The 22,415-nt window shown below is 34.4% G+C and carries 21 protein-coding genes and 2 pseudogenes; 17 read left to right on the forward strand and 6 right to left on the reverse strand.

The features are described 5' to 3' along the window. Positions 1 to 14: 14 nt before the first annotated feature. Complete coding sequence (locus NHG49_RS12625; RefSeq protein ID WP_088048199.1) at positions 15 to 1,574, reverse strand: glycoside hydrolase family 10-like protein; 1,560 nt, start codon at positions 1,572 to 1,574, stop codon at positions 15 to 17. Between the two features lie 226 nt (positions 1,575 to 1,800). Between NHG49_RS12625 and NHG49_RS12630 the strand changes: the two genes are divergently transcribed. The 11 genes from NHG49_RS12630 to NHG49_RS12680 all read left to right on the forward strand — a co-directional run bounded on the left by NHG49_RS12630 (position 1,801) and on the right by NHG49_RS12680 (position 12,863). Beyond that, positions 1,801 to 2,106, forward strand: coding sequence for a PTS sugar transporter subunit IIB (locus NHG49_RS12630; protein ID WP_064474141.1), 306 nt, complete (start codon positions 1,801 to 1,803; stop codon positions 2,104 to 2,106). Between the two features lie 11 nt (positions 2,107 to 2,117). Next, on the forward strand, positions 2,118 to 3,401 hold the full coding sequence (locus NHG49_RS12635) for a PTS sugar transporter subunit IIC (protein ID WP_001032306.1): 1,284 nt from the start codon (positions 2,118 to 2,120) through the stop codon (positions 3,399 to 3,401). Between the two features lie 77 nt (positions 3,402 to 3,478). Next, complete coding sequence (locus NHG49_RS12640) at positions 3,479 to 3,745, forward strand: hypothetical protein (RefSeq protein ID WP_016126936.1); 267 nt, start codon at positions 3,479 to 3,481, stop codon at positions 3,743 to 3,745. A 22-nt stretch (positions 3,746 to 3,767) separates the two neighbouring features. After that, complete coding sequence (anmK, locus tag NHG49_RS12645; protein ID WP_098112142.1) at positions 3,768 to 4,925, forward strand: anhydro-N-acetylmuramic acid kinase AnmK; 1,158 nt, start codon at positions 3,768 to 3,770, stop codon at positions 4,923 to 4,925. A 9-nt stretch (positions 4,926 to 4,934) separates the two neighbouring features. Next, positions 4,935 to 5,834: a BadF/BadG/BcrA/BcrD ATPase family protein gene (locus tag NHG49_RS12650; protein WP_064474142.1), complete on the forward strand. Its 900-nt coding sequence runs from the start codon at positions 4,935 to 4,937 to the stop codon at positions 5,832 to 5,834. Between the two features lie 134 nt (positions 5,835 to 5,968). Next, positions 5,969 to 6,517 carry a glycerol-3-phosphate 1-O-acyltransferase PlsY gene (plsY, locus tag NHG49_RS12655; RefSeq protein WP_064474143.1) on the forward strand — a complete coding sequence of 183 codons (549 nt, stop codon included), beginning with the start codon at positions 5,969 to 5,971 and terminating at the stop codon, positions 6,515 to 6,517. Positions 6,518 to 6,586: 69 nt separating this feature from the next. Continuing rightward, positions 6,587 to 8,170 (forward strand): aminotransferase class V-fold PLP-dependent enzyme, encoded by a 1,584-nt coding sequence (locus NHG49_RS12660; protein ID WP_088048198.1) that lies wholly within the window; start codon positions 6,587 to 6,589, stop codon positions 8,168 to 8,170. A gap of 86 nt (positions 8,171 to 8,256) precedes the next feature. Next, positions 8,257 to 9,258, forward strand: coding sequence for a bifunctional threonine ammonia-lyase/L-serine ammonia-lyase TdcB (gene tdcB, locus NHG49_RS12665; RefSeq protein ID WP_064474145.1), 1,002 nt, complete (start codon positions 8,257 to 8,259; stop codon positions 9,256 to 9,258). Positions 9,259 to 9,707: 449 nt separating this feature from the next. Further along, on the forward strand, positions 9,708 to 10,820 hold the full coding sequence (locus tag NHG49_RS12670; protein WP_064474146.1) for an RNA-guided endonuclease TnpB family protein: 1,113 nt from the start codon (positions 9,708 to 9,710) through the stop codon (positions 10,818 to 10,820). 185 nt (positions 10,821 to 11,005) lie between these two features. Continuing rightward, complete coding sequence (locus NHG49_RS12675; RefSeq protein WP_064474147.1) at positions 11,006 to 11,476, forward strand: MarR family transcriptional regulator; 471 nt, start codon at positions 11,006 to 11,008, stop codon at positions 11,474 to 11,476. A gap of 157 nt (positions 11,477 to 11,633) precedes the next feature. Further along, on the forward strand, positions 11,634 to 12,863 hold the full coding sequence (locus NHG49_RS12680) for an MFS transporter (RefSeq protein WP_098112132.1): 1,230 nt from the start codon (positions 11,634 to 11,636) through the stop codon (positions 12,861 to 12,863). Between the two features lie 237 nt (positions 12,864 to 13,100). Here the strand turns inward: NHG49_RS12680 and NHG49_RS12685 are convergent, their stop codons facing one another. Beyond that, positions 13,101 to 13,430, reverse strand: coding sequence for a YkvA family protein (locus tag NHG49_RS12685; protein WP_064474149.1), 330 nt, complete (start codon positions 13,428 to 13,430; stop codon positions 13,101 to 13,103). Between the two features lie 245 nt (positions 13,431 to 13,675). Between NHG49_RS12685 and NHG49_RS12690 the strand changes: the two genes are divergently transcribed. Then, complete coding sequence (locus NHG49_RS12690; RefSeq protein ID WP_064474150.1) at positions 13,676 to 14,362, forward strand: MBL fold metallo-hydrolase; 687 nt, start codon at positions 13,676 to 13,678, stop codon at positions 14,360 to 14,362. Between the two features lie 41 nt (positions 14,363 to 14,403). Here NHG49_RS12690 and NHG49_RS12695 read toward each other — a convergent pair whose 3' ends face one another. Beyond that, positions 14,404 to 15,195 carry a hypothetical protein gene (locus tag NHG49_RS12695; RefSeq protein WP_098111914.1) on the reverse strand — a complete coding sequence of 264 codons (792 nt, stop codon included), beginning with the start codon at positions 15,193 to 15,195 and terminating at the stop codon, positions 14,404 to 14,406. A gap of 29 nt (positions 15,196 to 15,224) precedes the next feature. Here NHG49_RS12695 and NHG49_RS12700 point away from each other — a divergent pair, with 29 nt between their 5' ends. From NHG49_RS12700 to NHG49_RS12715, 5 genes and pseudogenes are all read left to right on the forward strand, one after another. Then, on the forward strand, positions 15,225 to 15,494 hold the full coding sequence (locus tag NHG49_RS12700; RefSeq protein ID WP_098111915.1) for a hypothetical protein: 270 nt from the start codon (positions 15,225 to 15,227) through the stop codon (positions 15,492 to 15,494). Between the two features lie 73 nt (positions 15,495 to 15,567). Further along, the gene (locus tag NHG49_RS12705) at positions 15,568 to 16,908 is read left to right on the forward strand and encodes a DEAD/DEAH box helicase (protein WP_098112171.1); all 1,341 of its coding nucleotides are present in this window, start codon (positions 15,568 to 15,570) and stop codon (positions 16,906 to 16,908) included. Positions 16,909 to 17,080: 172 nt separating this feature from the next. Next, a pseudogene (locus tag NHG49_RS31670) lies at positions 17,081 to 17,353 on the forward strand (hypothetical protein). A 792-nt stretch (positions 17,354 to 18,145) separates the two neighbouring features. Beyond that, positions 18,146 to 18,481, forward strand: coding sequence for a DUF1064 domain-containing protein (locus NHG49_RS12710; protein ID WP_081257102.1), 336 nt, complete (start codon positions 18,146 to 18,148; stop codon positions 18,479 to 18,481). A gap of 123 nt (positions 18,482 to 18,604) precedes the next feature. Further along, entirely contained in the window at positions 18,605 to 18,754 is a 150-nt protein-coding gene (locus NHG49_RS12715) for a hypothetical protein (RefSeq protein ID WP_176546182.1), read from the forward strand. 136 nt (positions 18,755 to 18,890) lie between these two features. On the opposite strand, the pseudogene NHG49_RS12720 reads toward NHG49_RS12715, so the two are convergent. The 3 genes and pseudogenes from NHG49_RS12720 to NHG49_RS12730 all read right to left on the reverse strand — a co-directional run. Next, a pseudogene (locus NHG49_RS12720) lies at positions 18,891 to 19,886 on the reverse strand (exosporium leader peptide); the annotation flags it as partial. A gap of 425 nt (positions 19,887 to 20,311) precedes the next feature. Beyond that, positions 20,312 to 20,776 carry a hypothetical protein gene (locus tag NHG49_RS12725; RefSeq protein ID WP_064474155.1) on the reverse strand — a complete coding sequence of 155 codons (465 nt, stop codon included), beginning with the start codon at positions 20,774 to 20,776 and terminating at the stop codon, positions 20,312 to 20,314. A 403-nt stretch (positions 20,777 to 21,179) separates the two neighbouring features. Further along, entirely contained in the window at positions 21,180 to 21,881 is a 702-nt protein-coding gene (locus NHG49_RS12730; RefSeq protein ID WP_258126089.1) for a collagen-like protein, read from the reverse strand. Between the last annotated feature and the right edge of the window lie 534 nt (positions 21,882 to 22,415).

A 22,415-nucleotide genomic window follows, 5' to 3' on the forward strand; every position in this document is an offset into this window, starting at 1 on the left:
TTTTTTATTAGTTGTTATTTTGCTTTAACGGTAGTATGACTAGATGCAACACTTTCATTATGCAATCGATCAACTGCAGTTACTACATACGTATATGTTTCTCCAGAAATAGCTGTTTTATCTACATAAATTTCTCCAAGTTTTGTTTTTCTTACAGTAGTAAGTAAATGTTTCGGATTTTCTATATCCACTTCATTTTTTCCATTCACACGGTAAATGGCGTAATAAGCAGAATCATTCTCTCTATCATCAATGATACCTACAGCAATACCTTCTTCTCTTGGAATGGCCCCTTTTAAAGTCGGTTGTTTTGGTGGATCATGATCAAGCCAAGGCATAGATGGGATTAATGCAGGATGTTTATATATGTCTTTTGCGAGTCTATCTTTAACCCCTATTGGATTGTTATTAATATCTTTTAAGCTAAAATGCATACTACCTTTTATTTCAGGATATAACCGGTTTAATGCAATTTGTCTTGGATATTCTTCAGGATTAGACCAAGCTGGGACAGAATTATTATTAATTTTATAGGCCGCCTGACCGATGTATAGGTGAATCGGTTTATTATTTGTTTCTTTTACCCACCAATCTACTAATATGTCATATGCAGCTGGTGTGAAACCAATATTCCAATAAATTTGTGGTGTAATGTAGTCAATATATCCTTTTTGTATCCATTCACGTGTATCGGCATAAAGGTCATCATAGTTTCTTTGACCTGCAGTTGTGTTAGAGCCAGTTGGATCGTCAGCTATATTTCGCCATACGCCGAACGGACTTATGCCAAACTTTACGTATGATTTTTCTTGTTTTATAGCAGTATTTAAACCTTTGACAAGTTCATTTACATTGTCACGTCGCCAATCTTCTATATTTGTAAATCTACCATTATTATACGTTTCGAACGTTTTTTGATCGGGGAATTGTTCACCCGCTACTTTATATGGATAAAAATAATCATCCATATGCAGTGCATCAATATCGTAATTTTGTACGATTTCTAAAGCGCCTTCTGTAATAAATTTTTTCACTTCTGGAATACCAGGGTTGTAATATAACTTTCCTCCATAAGGTACAACCCAATCCGGATGCTGTTTTGCAGGGTGGTTATCCGATAACCGATTTATATCAGTGTGATTCATCGTTATTCGGTATGGATTAATCCATGCGTGGAATTCTATATTTCTTTTATGTGCTTCTTCAATCATAAATGCGAGCGGGTCGTATCCAGGATCTTTTCCTTGTGTACCTGTAATGTATTCAGACCAAGGACCGTAATTGGAAGGGTAAAAAGCATCAGCGGTTGGTTTTATTTGTACAACAACTGCATTCATACCAGTGTTTTTTACATCGTCTAATAATCTAATAAACTCTTGTTTTTGATTTGCGATAGGTAAGCCAGTTTTTGAGGGCCAGTCAATATTAAGTACAGATGCAATCCATACAGCACGTAATTCGTGTTTTTTATACGTAGTATTTACTTCAGCGTAAGTAGAGTGAGGAGAAATGAAAGAGAAAGGAATAAAAAAGATGCCGATACAACATATCACTAATAAACGTTTCATGATTATTTATACGCCTCCCTATTATATGGTTAGCTAATATGATATCCGAGGTGAGGTTGTACTTACAATTGAGAAAAATAAATATTGAAACATTAATTTAATAGGAAAAATATTTTTACTGAAATTTACTTTCAATATAACTAAATTCTTTTACTTCTTCATATGCTTGTTAGTAAAGTGAAACTTCCTTTCATCCGAAGGGGATAATTTATAAGTATAGGAGGATTAATAAATGAAGGTTTTATTCGTTTGTTCTGGAGGGATGTCCAGTGCAATTGTTGTAAACGCTTTAAAAAAAGAGGCGGAGAAAAAAGGTGTAAACATGGAAGTCTATGCCATTGGAACAAGTGAGATAGAGGAAGAAGTAAAGAATGGCTGGGACGTTGTAATGGTTGCACCTCAAGTAAGACATAGATTTGACTCTGTTAAAAAATTCGCAGAAGAGGAATCTATCCCGTGCGGTATCATACCGCCACAAGCATACACGCCGCTTGGCGGACCGACTTTATTAAAAACTGTAAATGATTTAATTAGTTAGGGGGAAGCGTTATGAATAAATTTGTCACGTTTCTTGATAGAAATTTATCTGGACCGATGGCAAGGCTTTCTGAACAGAGGCATTTACAAGCAATCCGTGATGGAGTTATTTCAGCGTTACCATTTATTATTGTAGGAAGTTTCTTTTTAATCGTAGCATTTCCACCATTACCGAAAGATAGTTTCATATCTGTTTGGGCATTAAAAAATCAAACAAGTATATTAATACCATATCGTTTAACGATGTTTATTATGTCTTTATATATAGCATTTGGAATAGGGTATAATTTAGCGAAAAGTTATAAGCTAGATGCTTTATCAGGAGCACAGCTTGCAGTATGTTCATTACTATTAACATTAACGCCTGAATTAATTGATAAAAAAGGGTTTATGCTTCCGATGACAAATCTCGGAGGTCATGGATTATTCGTGACAATGATTGTTTCTATTTTATCAGTTGAGATTTTAAGATTTTGTAAGACGAAAAATGTAATGATTAAAATGCCAGAACAAGTACCGCCGTCTGTTTCACGTTCGTTTGAAGCACTTATACCTGCTGCATTCGTTATTATTTTAATGAGTTTAGTAACTGTCGTTTTTAGTATTGATTTACATCATGTAGTTGATAAATTAGCGGCACCGTTAGTAAAAGCTGGTGATAGTTACTTCGGTGTAATCATTCCAGTATTTTTAATTACATTTTTTTGGTCATTCGGAATACATGGTGTGTCGGTTGTTGGAACTGTTGCCCGGCCATTATGGGAAGTATATTTAGGGAAAAATGGTGAAGCAGTTGCTAGTGGCGCAAATCAGTTACCATTCATTTCACCAGAACCATTATACCAATGGTTTATATGGATTGGTGGTTCTGGTGCGACGTTAGGACTTGTATTAGCTATGATTGTATTTGGTCGATCAAAATATTCGAAAGCATTATCAAGAACTTGTATTGTGCCTGGTATTTTTAATATTAATGAACCTGTTATTTTTGGATTGCCAATTGTACTAAACCCAATATTAATTATCCCATTTATCATTACACCACTAGTAACAGCAACTATTGCATACTCAGCAACCGCGATGGGGTTTGTTACACCAACACATATAATGCCTCCATGGACATTACCAGCTCCAATTGGTGCATATTTAGCAACAGGTGGGGATTGGAGAGCGATTGTACTCGTATTTATAAACATAACAATATCATTCCTTATTTATTTACCATTCTTTAAAATGTACGACAAAAACATGCTTGAAATTGAGAAAAATGGTGATGGGGAATCTGTTAATCCGTAAGTTTTATATTTTATTTTGAGTGATAGGCATTTTGTCTATCACTTCTTTCACATGAAGTCCAGAGAGGGTGAAATGGAATGAATATAAAATTTAGTTATAAAGGTGTATTTTTATTACTATTTGGAGTGATATGTGCGAATTTCCTTTTCGTACCTTTATTAAGAATGCTACATCTATCACAAATGCATAGTATATGGCTCGTTACAAGCATTGCGGCAAGTATTTTGCTTACAGTAGTTGTTTCTTTTATTGATGGATCGTTTGCATCAAAAGCTCAGTTATTTTATAGATTTATATTATTTTCGATCGGTTGTACGTTTGTAACTTACATGATTGTTTTTTAGTAAAGGGGAGGTCATGCATGCTATGTATATTGCAGGGATTATGTCCGGTACTTCATTAGATGGAATAGATGTAGCACTCGTTCATATAGAAGGAAGCGGTGTAGGTTCTAAAGTTGAACTCATCCATTTTACTACTGTGCCATTTAGTAATGATATGAAAAATGAGATCCAGCAGGCATTATCAATAGAAAATTCAAATGTACAACTCATATGCAGTTTAAATTTTAAACTCGGTTTATGCTTCGCCAATGCTGTAAAGGAAGTTTGTAAAGAGGCCAATTTTCCTTTGGGACAATTAGATGTAATTGGTTCTCACGGACAAACGATTTATCATCAGCCAAAGCAAGATGGTAATATGATTCCTTCCACATTGCAAATTGGAGAACCAGCAGTTATAGCATATGAAACGAATACGACGGTTATTTCTAATTTTCGAGCGATGGATATCGCAGCAGGGGGACAAGGTGCACCACTTGTACCATATTCAGAGGTTATTTTGTATCGTCATCCAACTAAAAATAGACTACTACAAAATATTGGCGGGATCGGTAATGTTACCGTAATACCAAGTCACCTAAGTGATAAGAACGTTATAGCTTTTGATACTGGTCCAGGTAATATGGTAATTGATGAAATGTGTCAAAGGCTATTTCAGTTGTCATATGATCAAAATGGTAAAATTGCAAAACAGGGAGTAGTTGTAGATGAAATTTTGACATATTGTATGAACCATCCATTTTTGAAAATGAATCCACCAAAATCAACTGGTAGAGAACAGTTTGGAGAAGAATTTGTCAGTGAGTTATTGAAGCGGTATGAAAAGCATAGTAAAGAAAATATAGTGACGACTGTCACGATGTTTACAGCAAGTTCAATTGTTCATCAATATAAGGAGTTTATTCTGCTGTATTATGAAATCGATGAGGTGATTTTAGGCGGTGGTGGCAGTTATAATCGTACACTTGTTGAAATGATACGGTATGGATTGAAGGATGAAAAATGCGCCATATTCATTCAAGAAGATATAGGCTATTCTTCAGAGGCGAAAGAAGCAATCGCCTTTGCCATTTTAGCAAACGAAACGTATCATCGTAATCCGAGTAATGTGCCAAGTGCAACAGGTGCAAAGCAATCTGTAGTTTTAGGGAATATAACATTCCCTCCAATTCGAAGAGAATGAGGCGAACATATGAAATATATGATTGGAGTAGACGGCGGGGGAACAAAGACAGAAGCAATTGCATTTGATCAAGACGGAAGTGAACTTGAAAGGGCTACGAGTGGTTTTGGAAATATATTAATAGATTTTGAAGAAGCACTTTTTCATATTATGGAAGCGATTGATCAATGTCAAGAAGGTTTATTAAATGGGCATTGCGTTTGTATTTGTTTAGGATTAGCGGGTGCAAGCGGAGCAAATACAAATGAATTAACATTACGTCTAAAAAAGAAGTATGGAACACAAATTGAAGTTTTTAATGACGCAATGATTGCTCATGCAGCTGCTTTAAAAGGAAAGGATGGAATTTTAACAATTGGCGGTACAGGTGCGATTTGTATAGGAAAGAAAAGGGAAGTGTACGAGTATAGTGGGGGATGGGGACATATTTTAGGAGATGAAGGAAGTGGATATTGGATTGCATTACAATGTTTAAAGAGAATGGCAAATCAATTTGATCAAGGCGTTGCACTTTGCCCATTAAGCTTAAGGATTCAAGATGAGTTTCAACTTTTGACGTCGTCTCATATAAAAAGACTAGTTTATAGTTCATCAAAAGATAAAGTTGCAGCAATCGCACCATTCATTATTGAGGAAGCGAGAAATGGGAATGATGACGCACGTGAAATTATGGTGCAAGCGGCTACGGAATTAACGAGAATTACGGTGAATATTTACAATAAGATGCAGTTTGATTTATCAATTCCAATTGCAGTAAGTGGCAGTATATTACGTTTCGTTCCTGAAATATATGCTGAATTTAAGAAATGCTGCGAGAAAAGTATGGGAGAAGTTATATTTGTATCACCATCAGAACTAGCAGTGAAAGGAACCTATTACTTAATGAAGAATTTATATTTTAATAAATAGCTGTATGAGAATTTTTGTATGATTTGTAAAAATATGATGTTAAAATGTATAAAGGGATGTAAAGTAAGAAAAGTACAATATACATAGTCATTGAATATTGTATAAGTACTCCCATGTAGAAAGTGAATGATTACATGATTAATAGTATGCAATTTTTGTATTTGGTGGCTTCTTATTTATTTGGAAACATATTGACCGCTTATATAGTGACGAAATGGAAACATAATGTTGATATTCGTCAGGAAGGAAGCGGTAATCCTGGCGCAAGAAATATGGGGCGGGTATATGGAAAAGGGTATTTCATCGCTACATTTTTAGGTGATGCGATCAAAGGGGCAATCGTAATTTCTATTGCAAAATCCCTTTTTGAAGATTCTACATTTGTAATGTTAGCTTTACTGGCTGTTTTACTTGGACATATTTACCCGATTTTATTTAAAGGCAAGGGTGGAAAAGGCATTTCAACATTTATTGGAGGATTAATTGCATTTGATTATTTGATAGCGCTTACCCTTGTTGCTGTTTTCATTATATTTTATTTTATCTTTAAAGGATTTACTAAGCCAGGACTAATTACCATCGCTTGTTTACCAATTTGCATGATTTTGTATTCTTACTCTATTGTTACGACTATTTTAAGTGCACTTATCATTGTACTTATTTTATATGTAAATCGAGAATGAAATGAACTTTTTATAAGTGGAGTTAATCTCCACTTATAATTTTTATTAAATACATAAAGGAGATACAACATGGGGCTAATTTATAAAGTTGCTGATCAAGCTTGGGAATTTGAAAGTATACATAAGTTGAATTATAAAACATTTGTAGAAGAAATTCCGCAACATGAAGAAACGAAAGAGCGTGTTCGTATAGATCGTTTCCATGAAGAAAATACATATTTAATTTGTTTAGATGACGATAAGTTAGTAGGTATGGTTACATTGCGAGGAAAACGACCATTCTCGTTAGATAATAAAATTCCAAATCTAGATTATTATTTGCAAAAACATGGAGAAAACGTATATGAAATTCGTTTACTTTCAGTAGAACGTGAATATAGAAATGGAAGAGCGTTGTTAGGTTTAATTCGCTTTTTACATCGTTATTTGCTCCTAAATGGATATGAATTGGCACTCATTTCTGCTACAACACGTGAACTACCTTTATATGAGCAAATGGGATTCAAATCTTTCCATATGTTAGTTGGTACAGAAGAAGCAGCCTTCCAGCCAATGTATGTTACCCCTGCTATGTTTGAAGCATCGAGTGTTGGGGGAATTATGACGAAAGAATATACGTTTTTACCTGGTCCAGTAGATATTGAAGAAAATGTTCGAAAGGCATTTTCTACTAAGCCTATTTCGCATCGTTCTAAGTCATTTCACGTGACGATGGACAATGTGAAAAAACGGTTACTTCACATGACAAAAGCAAAGCATGTACAACTTATGTTAGGAACAGGGACGTTAGCAAATGATGCCATTGCTTTACAGTTACGTTCTTTAAAAGGGAAAGGACTAGTATTAACAAATGGGGAATTTGGTAATAGATTAGTTGGACATGCAGCACGCGCGCAATTACATTTTGATACGTATAAAAAAGAAATGGGAGAACCGTTTATTTATACCGAATTAGAAAAAATAATGGGAACTGGCAATTATGAATGGCTTTGGTTTGTTCACCATGAAACATCAACCGGAATGTTAAATGATTTAGACGAGCTAAATGTTTTAAGTAAAAAGTATAATGTGAAGCTATGTGTAGATTGTATCAGTTCGATTGGAGCAATACCGATAGACTTGAAGGATGTATATTTTGCAAGCGGTGTTAGCGGAAAGGCAATTAAATCGTTTACTGGATTATCTTTCGTTTTTTATAATCATAATGTGAAAGTAAACGAGACATTACCGGCCTATATGGACGTTGGTATGTACGAAGAAAATGAAAGTATTCCATATTCTCATTCATGGAATTTAATTTATGCACTGCAAGAAGCATTAAAGAGATTTGAAGATGCAAAAGCATTTGAAAAAATAAACGAGACGTATGCATATATTGAACAAGCTATTACTAATATGGGTCTAAATCTTGTTTCACCTAAAGAACATGCCGCGCCAATTATAGTTACCATTCAATTAAATGAAAATCAGTCTTCTAAGGCGATTGGCGATGCGTTAGCGTTACAAGGATACATTGTTCATTATGAGTCATCTTATTTACAAAAAAATAATTGGGTCCAAATTGCATGTTTAAATGATTATAAAGAACGCGATATGAAGAGGATGTTAAATTGTTTGCAAATGTGTGTATTACAGAGTGGGGTACATATATAAAGACTTTTTCTTAATATAGATGGTTTCGTATAAAGGAGTTGCTACATACGAAAACTTAGGAATAGACCATTGGAAGAGGTGTTAGTATGATAACTAAAAAACTACCGTTACATATAGATGATATAAAAAAAGCCCAAACCATTTTAGACAGAAATGCTCGTAAAACGCCACTAGTAAAATCTTTTTATTTGACTAGTAAAACAGGTGGAGAAATTCACTTGAAATTAGAAAATATGCAATTAACCGGTTCTTTTAAATTTCGTGGTGCGTTTAATAAAATGTCACAGTTGACAGATCAAGAAAAAGAGAGAGGAGTAATTGCTTGTTCCGCTGGTAATCATGCGCAAGGAGTTGCTTTATCTGCTCATTTACTTGGTATTAAGAGTAAAATTGTGATGCCAATTTCTGCCCCTCAGGCGAAAGTTGAAGCAACTAGAGGATATGGATCAGAAGTGATTTTATACGGTGAAACTTTTGATGATGCGAAGGCAAAATGTGAGGAGATTATTAAGGAAACAGGTGAAACATACTTACATCCATATGACGATATAGAAGTAATGGCTGGTCAAGGTACAATAGGATTAGATATTCTTGATGATATGTGGGATGTAGATACTGTCATTGTACCAATTGGCGGAGGTGGAATTATTTCTGGTATTGCTGTTGCATTAAAATCTTTTAATCCATCCATTAATATTATTGGTGTCCAAGCAGACAATGTTCATGGGATGAAGGCATCTTATGACAAAGGTACGATTGTAGAGCATTATGAGGCACCTACTATAGCAGATGGTTGCGCAGTTAAAATACCAGGCGATTTAACTTTTGAAGTAGTAAAAGAATTAGTAGATGATATTGTAACTGTATCAGAAGGTGAATTAGAAGTAGCGATGAAAGACTTATTACAACGCGGTAAAGCTGTTGTAGAAGGGGCTGGCGCATTAGCTACTGCTGCTCTACTTGCAGGGAAAGTGGATCCATATATTAAAGGGAAAAAGGTAGTCGCGGTTATATCTGGTGGAAACGTAGACCTGCAGCGCATTTCCAGTGTTTGTGAGCAATTTTTTGTAGCCAATGAAGTGAAATAGTATTTAAAAAACATAAATTTTATGGAAGAAGAGCTAAGACAACTAATCTTAGATCTTACTTTTTGTTTACCGTGTAGGGCATATTATAATATACATGCTTTATTTTCCGTATAGTGAATTATTATATTTTATCGTCTACTTTCATAGATAACTCAAATAATTATATCAATATTGTCGAAACGGAAACAGAAATTTAACGTATTATCCGAAAGAAGCCTCCTTCCTCAAGCGTGTGAAAGACGAAAGTCTAGCGGTAGGTGGGGGATGAATTTCGATTTGGCGTAGCCAAACATTTGGTTTTCCTATTTTTTTCGCCTCTGATATAATCATTCTTATAAGAGGTAAAGTTTGGTATAACAATGAAAGTAGATAATAATAATGTAATGTTCAGGTTGTATAATCACCTTCATAGCTTATGGGAAATGAAGCGAAAACTGAGGTGAATGGAAATGATAAAGCAGAATAAGGCGTACAAATTTCGTCTGTATCCTACAGAAGAACAAGCACATCTCATACGTAAAACGTTCGGATGTGTACGCTTTGTGTATAATAAAATGCTGGCTGAGCGGAAAGAAATATACGAAACATATAATGAGAACAAGGAAGAGCTGAAGAAACAAAAATTCCCTACTCCTGCGAAATACAAAGTGGAGTATGAATGGCTGAAAGAGGTCGATTCCTTAGCATTGGCTAACGCGCAATTAAACTTGCAAACTGCGTATAAGAACTTTTTTAGTGGTCAAAGTGATTTTCCTACATTCAAAAGTAGAAAGAGTAGAAAATCTTATACAACGAATCGCGTAAACGGAAATATTATGTTATTTCATGGTTATATCAAATTACCGAAATTGAAAATGGTGAAACTGAAGCAACATAGGGAGATACCGCCAAGTCATATCATCAAATCGTGTACGATCTCGATGACACCTACTGGTAAATACTATGTGTCCATCTTGACTGAATATGAAAAAGAGATTGTACAAAAAGAAGTACAAAATGTAGTTGGATTAGACTTCGCAATGGCTGAATTATATGTGAGTAGCGAAGATGAGAAAGCCAATTATCCTCGCTTTTATCATCAGATGTTAGACAAATTAGCGAAGGAACAACGAGTATTAGCCAGACGTGTGAAAGATTCGGTACGCTGGAATAAACAACGCATTCGTGTAGCGAAGTTGCATGAAAAGGTCGCAAATCAACGTAAGAATTTCCTTCATCACAAGTCTAAAGAATTGGCTACTCATTTTGACGTTGTAGCAATCGAAGATTTACATATGAAAGGAATGTCACGAGCACTTCGCTTTGGTAAGAGTGTAGCTGATAACGACTGGGGGATGTTAACGACATTTTTAGCATATAAGCTACAAGAACAAGGAAAACAGCTTGTGAAAATAGATAAATGGTTTCCTTCTACAAAGATGTGTAGTCGTTGTGGAAACAAAAAAGAAATGTCACTATCTGAACGTACGTATGCGTGTTCGTGTGGACTAACAATCAGTCGTGACTATAACGCAGCTATCAATATCAAAAAAGAAGCCATGCGGTTATTCGCATTGATATAAAACGTAAGAAATAACCTTTGGAACAAGGGAGTTTGCTCGGCTGTCTTAAGACAAATTCGTTAGCTATCAAAAGTAGCGATGAACCGAGAAGCCCCCACTCGGGGTAAGCTCGTAAGAGATACTAAGTGGTGGGTAGTTCACTATAATGGTTTTAACGTATGAATGAGCTGTTAGGAGGATAGACCATGAATAAGGAAGAACAGGTCATGAACGGTTTCAGGGAATTATATAATAAGATGGTTTGGCTTAATAAGGATAAAATGGAAGAAGGTCTTAAAGGTTTTAAGTCTTCTGAAGTACATTGTATTGAATACATTGAAAACAATTCCGATTCTAACGTGACACAACTTGCAGAGGCTTTTTATGTGACTCGCGGTGCAATAAGTAGAATGACTAAGAAGCTCATAAACAAAGGCCTTATCGAAAGTTACCAGAAATCAGAGAATAAAAAAGAAATCTATTTTAGGCTTACTGAACAAGGGAAAGAAATATATAAAATTCACGAGGAGTTGCACAATGAGTTTCAACAGCGGGATAAAGCTGTATTTGAGCAAGTAACCGAGGCAGAATTCGACAGTATAATTAACTTCGTGGAAAAGTATAGTAGGCATTTGGATGCAGAAATAAAGAAACAAGGTATACATATTAAGTCGTAAATTTGCCTGTTAATGCGAGATATATTTAAATAATAAAAAGGTAGCCTATTCACGGTAAGGCTACCTTTTTATTATTTTATTTTTGTTGACTAATCAACAAAACAGAGTTATTATTTTTGTTGACAAAGCAACAAAGTGTTTTGAGAGGAGAAATTAAATGTCTATTTTTAAATCAAAAAATGAAACTGAAAAAAACATAGATAAACATGCTTTAATATTCGGTCTTATTTCTGTATTTCTTTGTGGTATAGGTTTCAGTATCATTATGCCTGTAGTGCCATTCTTAGTGGAGCCTTATATAAGTAGTCCGGAAGAACAGGCTCTAGTTGTTACGCTACTGACCTCTGTTTATGCGGTCTGCGTGTTTTTCGCTGCTCCTGCACTCGGAGCTTTGAGCGATAAATATGGCCGTCGTCCATTACTTTTAATATGCCTTTTCGGTTCTGCAATCGGGTACTTAGTTTTTGGTATAGGAGGGGCTTTATGGGTACTATTTGCTGGACGTATAGTAGAAGGAATAACAGGCGGGAGCATCAGTACAATTTTTGCATATTTTGCAGATATCATTCCCTCAGAACAGAGAACGAAGTATTTTGGATGGGTGAGTGCAGTGGTAGGTGCAGGAACCATTATCGGACCAACTCTTGGGGGATTACTTGCAAAGTTTGGTCATTCTGTACCTTTATATTTCGGAGCACTTATAACTTTATTAAATGTTTTATATGGGATGAAATATATGCCTGAGAGTCTTGACAAAAATAATAGGTTAAAAGAAATTACTTTTGTAAGGTTAAATCCTTTTGCACAGCTGGCAAACATACTTTCCATGAAAAACTTAAAATGGTTACTTGTCTCAGCATTTTTGCTTTGGATACCTAACGGATCTTTACAAGCAATTTTTACACAATTTACGATGGATACTTTTAGCTGGAAACCTGCACTAATCGGACTTATGTTTTCAATTATGGGCTTTCAAGATATCATTTCACAAGCTTTTATAATGCCCAAGCTTTTGATCAAGCTTAGTGATAAACAAATAGCTATGCTTGGAATGGTTTCGGAGATTATTGGCTACAGTTTTATTGCAGCATCTGCTTTATTTTCCTTATATCCTCTTCTAATCGTTGGGATGTTACTGTTTTGTTTTGGTGACTCAATTTTCGGACCTTCATTTAATGGGATGCTCTCAAAGTCTGTCGATTCTAGTGAACAAGGAAGGATTCAAGGCGGTAGCCAATCTATTCAAGCTTTGGCAAGAATGATTGGTCCAATTATTGGAGGGCAAATCTATGTATCACTTGGTCATGCCGCACCTGCTTTTATGGGGATGATTCTTATAGTAGTGGCCATAGCAGTTTTGTATAGGGGAACACATGTAACTGCATAAACTACATGTACTAATATTTTCTATATTCCTTAATTGAAATCAAATGAATAAGAACAAATAATAGGGAGTCAGAACTTAGGAACAAGTGCTGGCCCCTATTTGTTTACGGCTTGAGAGCTAAGAGAAATTAAGAAAGTATTCTGTAATGATCTCATGGTGAAGGTTAAATAGAACTATCAATAATTAAAGTTAGCTTTTTTGAAAGTAAAAAGCTAGGTAAATGACTAGACAGTATCATTATACTTGTACTGAAGTAAATAATGACTCCATTTTTACTTTGCTCTTTTCTCGAATTTCAGCGTCCGCATGGCGCATTACAAATTTATGCGCTATAGCAATTGCTAAAACATCATCTAATAAGCCAATCCCAATAATAGCAGCTATATCTGGAATGAAGTCGATTGTTAATACGTAATAGGATAAAGCGGCTAAAATTATAAATTTCGCTTTAGTAGGTAACCCTTTTTTTCTCATTGTGTAGTATAAAATAATACTTTCATATACGCTAGATTTCCCGAGGCTTGCTGAGCTTTGTTTGAATTTTTTCCAAAGTGTCTGTTTCTCCATATAAACACTCCTTTTACAAAAACATAGATTTTTTAAAAGGATAGACAAAAAAGTGAAGGAATAATCAATTTTATTATTTATCTTATTGTATATTTCCATAAAAATAAGGAATTACCTGTTCAAAATAATAGAATGTTTGTTATGTAACGACTCACATTGTTTCGTTACATAAGTATGTACAGTAAAATGTATGTGGATGATTTATTTATTATTAAACATTTAATAAGCGGTATGGGGGAAGAAAAATGAAGATAATAGAACTACCAATTGAATTCGAATTTAACGGTGCAAAACAATGTATTTATCCGAGCTTACTTATATTAAACAAGGAATTAACTTTAGTGGATACGGGTTATATCAATTTTTTACCTTTAATTGAAGTCGCAATTGTAAAACATGGGTATGAGATGAAAAACTTAAAAAATATAATTATTACTCATTATGATGACGATCATATAGGATCTTTATATGATTTCAAAGTGAAATATCCTCACGTTAATATTATTGCTAGTGAAATTGAATCCAACTACATTAATGGTGAAATAAAATCGGAGAGACTAGTCCAAGCTGAAGAAATGTTACAACGTATGCCAATTGAAGAAAAAGAATTTGGTAAGTGGTTTATACAACAATTAAAAAATATAAGACATATTTCCGTCGATGAAAAAGTATATGATGGTCAAATGATTTTGAATGATGAATGTCAAATAGTAGCGACCCCTGGACATACTTCGGGGCATATTTCATTATATTTTCCAAATTTAAATTGTGTAATTACAGGGGATGCGGCCGTTCAAAATAATTGTGAATTAGAAATAGCTAATCCGGATTTTTGCTTAGATATAGAAAAAGCGGAAGAATCTTTAAAGAGAATTAAAAACCTTAAAGCAGCAAGGTATTATTGCTATCATGGAGGAAAACTCACTGTATGAATTAAAAAACCGATCTTTCCTATATCGAAAAGATCGGTTTTTTAATTCATAGATTCTGCAAGTCTAATCAAATCATTAACACTGTATTTTCTTTTTATGTATAGTTTGTTACCAATGGCGATTTTATATTGAAAACCGTCCTTCTGAAAGATAAGTTCATATGCTAAATCAAAATGAGGATTATATACTGCCTTTATATTATGTTTTAAAATGTAAAATTTAGTTCCCTTATGTACATATTGATCTAATTTATGTTGAACTGGTGAAACAGTGATTTTTAAAATCCCATTAATACCTTCATTGTAGTATTGGAGGTTTAAGTAATCGTTATAGATGTACCCTTGAAATTCGTGAATTTCGAATGGGAATTTTGTAGGTGTTAGTATATGCCGCTTAATCCTCAATTCATATTCTTTTACAATAGTAGCTTCTTTCATAAGAGGGTTAGTTCCATCATAAATTTGATTAATTCGAGATATTTTATTATTCTTTGTTACTATTTCTAAAATGCAACCGATAGTAAATCCATCATCAGTGTCTTTGGAATAAGAAATGAGGACTGTGGTATCTTCTTTTGGAGATGGTACTATTTTAATTTCATGAATTTGTTTATTTGTTTGGAAAGTAGGTAGTTCAACCCCTTCTGTTACATATGACTGCATTAATTTTTTATCATTTTTGAGTAAAGCATGTTTGAATTCACTTATTACATCTGTTTGAGATTTCGCCATTATAATTGAGGTGGATTGAAAATATAGTAAGAAAAATACGCAAAAAATCTTTATGAATGTATTGGTCAATTTTATCACCTTGTAACTATGTTTCCTTAACATTGAAATATATATGTATAGGAGGGGAGAAGATGAGTTTATTGCTTGATGTAATAATGGCTATAATTACATTTTACCCTGGAAATGACATGAAACTAAAACATCATATTGCTAAATTAAGTGAATTTGAGTGGTTTCGAAATCTACATGAAGATCCGAAGTATACAGGTTTAATTTGGAGTAATAGAAAAATTAAGAAGTTCATTTTGTCTGCTACTAACATGGAAGCATTAATAAAATCTGAGAAAAAGAAAAAAGAATTTGTTCATTTAGTACACGATGAATATAAAAAAAGAAGATAAGAATTTTTTTATTTTTCATATTTGGCGAAACAAATGGTACAATGAAAGCTAATGTGAAAAATAAGGAAAAGAAGTGGTCTATTTGAAAAACTTTTTAGAATTAGGAATTAGTGAAACTTTTAATCATACATTACGTGAAAATGGAATTACAGAAGCAACACCAATTCAAGAGAAGGCAATTCCTGTTATTATGTCAGGTAAAGATATTATTGGACAGGCGAAAACAGGAACGGGTAAAACGTTAGCATTCGTGTTACCGATTTTAGAAAAAATCGATCCAGAGTCTAGTGATGTTCAGGCTTTAATTGTTGCACCAACAAGGGAACTAGCACTGCAAATTACAACTGAAATTAAAAAAATGCTTGTTCAAAGGGAAGATATTAATGTACTAGCGATTTATGGCGGGCAAGATGTAGCACAACAATTGAGAAAATTAAAAGGCAATACACATATTGTTATTGCGACACCAGGGCGATTATTAGATCATATACGTCGTGAAACAATTGATTTAAGTAATCTTTCAACAATTGTACTAGATGAAGCGGATCAAATGCTTTATTTCGGTTTCTTATATGATATTGAAGATATTTTAGATGAGACACCTGATAGTAAACAAACGATGTTATTCTCAGCAACGATGCCAAAAGATATTAAAAAATTGGCGAAGCGTTATATGGACGAGCCGCAAATGATTCAAGTACAAAGTGAAGAAGTAACGGTAGAGACAATTGAGCAGCGTGTCATTGAGACGACAGATCGTGCAAAGCCAGATGCACTTCGTTTTGTTATGGATCGTGATCAGCCATTTTTAGCAGTTATTTTCTGTCGTACAAAGGTTAGAGCAAGTAAGCTGTATGATAATTTAAAAGGACTAGGTTATAATTGTGCTGAACTTCATGGTGATATACCTCAAGCGAAACGTGAAAGAGTCATGAAGAGTTTCCGCGAAGCTAAAATTCAGTACTTAATTGCGACTGATGTAGCAGCTCGTGGACTTGATGTAGATGGTGTAACGCACGTATTTAACTTTGACATTCCTGAAGATGTAGAAAGTTATATTCACCGCATTGGCCGAACAGGACGTGCAGGTGGATCAGGTATTGCAATTACGTTCGTTGCAGCGAAAGATGAAAAACATTTAGAAGAAATTGAAAAAACGCTTGGTGCACCACTGCAAAGAGAAATAATCGAACAACCGAAGATAAAACGTGTAGATGAAAATGGAAAACCGGTACCAAAGCCGGCTCCAAAGAAATCAGATCAATATCGTCAAAGAGATAGCCGTGAAGGTTCAAGAAGTGGTTCAAAAGGTGGCCCAAGAAATAGTTCGAGAAATGATAACAATCGATCATTTAATAAGCCAAGTAATAAGAAAAGTAGTACAAAACAAGGTCAGCAAAGACGTGGCCGTTAAATAGTTATTATTTAAAAAGAGTCGTAAAGTGTTGCGGCTCTTTTTTTGTTTGTAGACAACAAGGGTGATGCCGAGAAAAAGCAAAAATTTCATTCACCGTATTTAAAATGAATTTTATAGTCCAAAACCAGCAGAGCAAGGGTATTACTACCATGTCGCAATTCAAGAACAAGTGCAACTTACGTATGAACAATATTTAATCGAAAAAAAATCGAGAGAAAACAATTCGTACTAGCGCCCTGATGATGATACGGGTTATGAAAAAATCAATTGGTATAACGATAAGAAAGCATTTTTTGCTAACAAAGAATTGGACGATTTGGTGAAAGAAATTCGTAACACATTCAAACGGTACGGGAATGTTATGCTGCAGCAAAAAGAGAACGGAACTTATTATGTCTACTATTTCGGCAGAATACTTTGGTTGAAAGAAAAGGTAATGTAGCGAGCGAGTATTTTCATTACACATTCCGCAATTATCGAAATGGAACAAGAGAAGTTTATGAAGGATTTAACTCGTATTGGGATACGATCGTTGGAAACTGGAAAACTAATTTGTTCGTTTTGCTCGATGGGGAACTTGAGAAGCACAACTGCCATCCTTATTGGGAAATTGCTTACTACGACGATGAAGGTAATGTAGTACGAAGTTACCTGAAGGGATAGTATGCGATATAAGAAAAAAGGACTAGCAGTCGTACCTGCCGTCCTTTAATAGGAGAAAAAGTATTCTTGTTTAGAACTACGCATAAACAGAAAATCTGCTTGTAATTAGCTTTACCTTAAATGTACGTGTCTATACAAAAAGGGATAAGTAAAAAATACTTATCCCCAGGAAGGGAAATCCCAAGCACCAAAATGGTTCGTATTGGTCTGCAGGTTCAAAAGTAGTATATGTAAAACGAAAAATCTCATACAAAAAGCAGACAACGATTTTGGTTGTCTGCCAGTGAGTTCAATGAGTTAGCTAATTGTAATAAATTGCATCCCCATTACGAGAAGAGTGAAGCTGCTAGTTCAAACAGCTTGTTGGTATTATTTTCGATTTCTTAAAAAATATACAGAGAAAGCAGATAAGTGAAGAACCTACCTGCTTCTGCTGTAACAAAAGAAAGAAGTATTAGCCGTGGACACGGCGGCTTGAAAATAGTATGTATTTTTATTTGAAAAATATTCAAGGGGTGAAGAAACATGGAACGTTTGATAAATGATGTCTGTGAAATTAATCAGCTAATTAATAAAACAAAAGAGAAAAACAAAGAGCAAATATAACAATAAAAAGGTTGAGCTAGATGGTTGTATCTTTAATTCAGAAGCCGAGTCTAAATATTATGAGCTGTTAAAAGAAAAGCAAGGTGCAGGTGAAATACAGGCAATCGAATTGCAACCATCGTTTGTTCTACAACCTGGTTATAAAAAGAATGGCAAACGGTTTGATGCAATTACATATAAAGCAGAATTCATGATCTATTTGCCAAACGGTGATGTAAAAGGTGTAGTAACTGACATCTTTAGTATTAAAAAGAAAATGTTCGAATATTATTTCCCACATTTGTCGCTTGTTGCATCTTGATTATATAACGTTATCAGAACAAATAGTGCGAATGACAGCAATCTTAACAAGTGTTTTACGTTGGATTTATATATTTTAATTTTTTTATAAATGTCTGAATTAATGTATAGGAGGAGTTACGTTATGTTCTGCTTAGAAATCATTATAGGATCCGTATTAGGTTCGTTTGCTACTTGTGGCTTACTCTATTTTGGTTTTAGAGCAGAGGAAAATAAAATAGCGGTTATGCAAAAAATAATGATGGAAATAAAGTTTAATACAATTTGTTTATGATGTATATTAATTTTCAGATATCGGATTTGCTTAGTAACATAAAAGTCTCTCCAATCAGATTTGAAGAGACTTTTCTTTCACATATCATAGCAATTTAGCTCGTGTTAAATTAGGATTTAAGTTCATTCTAAGATGTTTATGGCGTACCGATAGTTACTGCCAGCAATGCAGCAATTCCATCTAAAGCTTCCTGTACTGTAGTAGGAGGAAGAGGAGCCTAGTTTGCTGGATTATTAGGTGTATAAGCTAAATCGAAAGCATCATCAACTCTAATTAAAGATGTATTTGTTCCTATAAGATTTATTCGGGAACGAATAGGTAATGAATCAACTGTCGCTCTGACTCTTGTAATATCGTTATTAGCGCCGTTGACAAATGAATTTCCAGAATTAGGGCTGGGATTGAAGATGTTTTCTGTAATAGCAAAGCTGGTTAAATTTAAGGGGGCAATTGGAATATGACCAGGTAGCACATTAATAATGACATTACCATTTATTCCTCCACCAACTAAGTTGACTTGGGTATCTGTGGTTGCTTGCGAATTAATAGTAATATTGCCACTAGAAACGAACGAAGCAAACATTTCCATGTTAATTCCATTTTGAGTATAACCAGCGGATAACATTGAATTACGGATATTCACTTGATTCACAGAAGTCGATAAAGTTGTGAATATAGGAGTAGGGGTTATATTAACGCTAACAAAGAATAATTTACCTGAAACACTTTGTGCCGTTTGAAAGTTAAAATCAAGAGGCGAACTTAGTAATGTCAGATTAACAAACCCAGATCTAGGATCCTGGGAAAAGTTTAAATCAAACCAAGACGGATCATTTATATCGAAAGGAATTTGTAATCTAGTCAATAAAGTACTAGTTTCTACTAATTGAACGTTAGCTTTTAAATGAATTAATGGTTCGATATAGTTGCCAGGTCCAATAGAGATAGCATAACGTTTAGTTATATTTAAGGGATCCGGAAATGGTGCTATAGCATCTGTTATTGATGCCATTACTGCAGTCACTGTTAAAAATGGTGCGTATTCAGAATCATCACCAGCTTTGTTTAAATAGACGATTTGAGTGAAAGTTGGTAGGGGTTCTATACATCCTGGTCCGGTAGGCAGAGTGAATGGTGGAATAGCTGGTAAAGTAGGTCCGAGTAAATCAGGCTTTTATTAAAGCGGAAGATAATAACTCGTCCATAATAATTTCACCTCTAAAAAATTAGTATTTCTAATAATAAATGCGAAAATAGAGCAAAGTGAAATGGATAAGTGAAAAATTAGACAACAAAATTTTCGCAAAAGTATTATTTAACTGAAAAGAGCACCAACAGAGAGTGTGGTGCTCTTGGACCAAGGACTATATTTTGTATTTTTTAAAGTTCATATAAGTGTATGAATTTTTAGGATAAACAGTAAATTTATTTTCACTAAAATTCTTATTTAAATAAAGAATCCCTAGGATTAGGGGTTCAAACCTTGGTATATTTCACACGACATTAAAAAAAGAAAAGAACCCTCTATATAAAGAGTTATTCAAGTGATTTAATCTATTAATTGCACTCATGGTAACATTCATCACATGAGTCGTTATTATCGTTACAGCAGATACAAAATGTTTTTTGAACAAATAAACTAACTGCACTAGTAGGACCTTCCTGCTTTGTAAGAGTAAGACTTTGAAAATCTTCAACTTGAAATATTTTTGTTTGAACGGGTTGTAATGTAGTAGTAATTGGTATGCTAGATCTTCTTGTTAGAATAGTTACTTGAACGGGTGCACTCATACCAACAACAAATAACTGGATTAATGTTTTATTGTGATTGTTTGTAAAATCCTCAAATACAGTTTGTGGAGTGGTAGTTTCAAGGAAAACAGATACAGGTATATTTCCATTTGCATTTTCTTCAGAACCTGCAATTGTATGCGTATCAATAAAACAGTTGTTTTTTTGATTGCCCGAATGTGACTGTTTTTTATAATACTTTTTACCATCTTTATAAAAGTAATCAGCCATATGAATATAAATCTACCTTCATTTAGATGTCTATATAGTTTATTTAAAAAGGCGAAGTAGTGCTTGTACAACATAATAAAATCCGCTCTCGTAATTACTTAAAAATGTTATTTGAAAATTAAAGAGCGCCATCCAAGGTACTCTCAGCTAAACACTGATATTGAAAAAGAATACAACATAATATCGTATGTATGCTTCTGAGGGATGTGCGGATTTAATATAAAATAGTTATTGGAATGAAATGAAGAGTAACCAATGGTTTATTAATGAATATATAGTGAGTGGAGTCATGGTTGAGGGGCCAGATTATGATGATTCCTAATATAAAAAGAGAGCTAGAAGGCCCTCTTTAATAGTTGTTGTATTCGCCAGAAAAAAGGAAATTTTCAAGCGTATTAATGTGTTAAAAATTTTGTGAACATGAAGTGCAAGGTCCACCAGTAGGTTGAAATACAACATTGTCAACAAAGGCTGTTGCGCCTTCACCACCTGTAGCAGTATTTTGGAAAGAAATACAAGCTATAGTCACAGTAGCAGGTATACACACAACAAGAACATAATGTTGGAAAAGAGATTGTGGTTGATTCATAACTGGTACAATATGTGGAATGTTTGATGGACCAAGAGTTGCAGGGGCTGGGGGACATGCTTGCCCAAGTTCTGGAAAAGATACAGAAGCTATAAGAAATGCACCATCCCTTACATCTGCAGCAAATGAAAATGTAAAACAACAACCTTCGTCAACATCAACTGTTTGATTAATACTTCCACCTGGACCAATTGATGCAGCTAAGAGACTAAATGACCCATCTGGCAGAAAACGACCACTATGAACGTTTGGAAAACCTACTTCTGAAACAGAACCTACTTGATTCCAACCTGGAACTGGATCTACTCCTACAGGTGGTATGTCAAATCCAGGGTTGTTAAGAACATTATTACATGGACAACATCCTACAGCAGTTGGTCCAGTCACTCCGGTCGGCCCAGTTGGTCCAGTTGGTCCAGTCGCTCCGGTCGGCCCAGTCGGTCCAACTTGAGGTGGGGGTACAGGGGGGAGAAAACAATCACATGGAATATGAAATTTCTTTTTAAATTCACTCATTTTTACACCATCCTTATCATTCATTCACCCACTTACACACTACAACTTATGAATTGGTTAACACACAAGTATAAGAAAAAGGCCCTTGAAAATTAAAATAAATAAAAAAATAAGCCCTTATGTCACAAATATAAACCCATTCCATAATATATAAGGAACATGGGTTCACTCCAAAAAGCTTTTAATATATATAAGGGAGTCCGCTTCCTAAATCAATACCGTTGAACCTGTTGCTTCTGTCGGTAAAGTGAATGACGAAAAATAGATAGGAGTGTTGAATCGATTAAACTTGATTTAACCGCAGTTCCATGTAAAACAATATTTTCTTCATTCATACCTTCATCTCCTATGATTGCTCGTCATAGGAGGTGAAGGTAGCAAAAAGCAAATCATGAAGTTGGAAAGCAATTATATAAAAGGGCAAGGATTGTTAAGGGGAATTAAAGAATGTATCGTAGTGAATGGAAAATACAAGAAGAATTATACGATTATAATGGTTGGATAATATACGATGGTGAATGGGGTGAAGTGGAC

It is taken from the genome of Bacillus sp. IBL03825, assembly GCF_024712505.1.
Classification (GTDB): domain Bacteria; phylum Bacillota; class Bacilli; order Bacillales; family Bacillaceae_G; genus Bacillus_A; species Bacillus_A wiedmannii.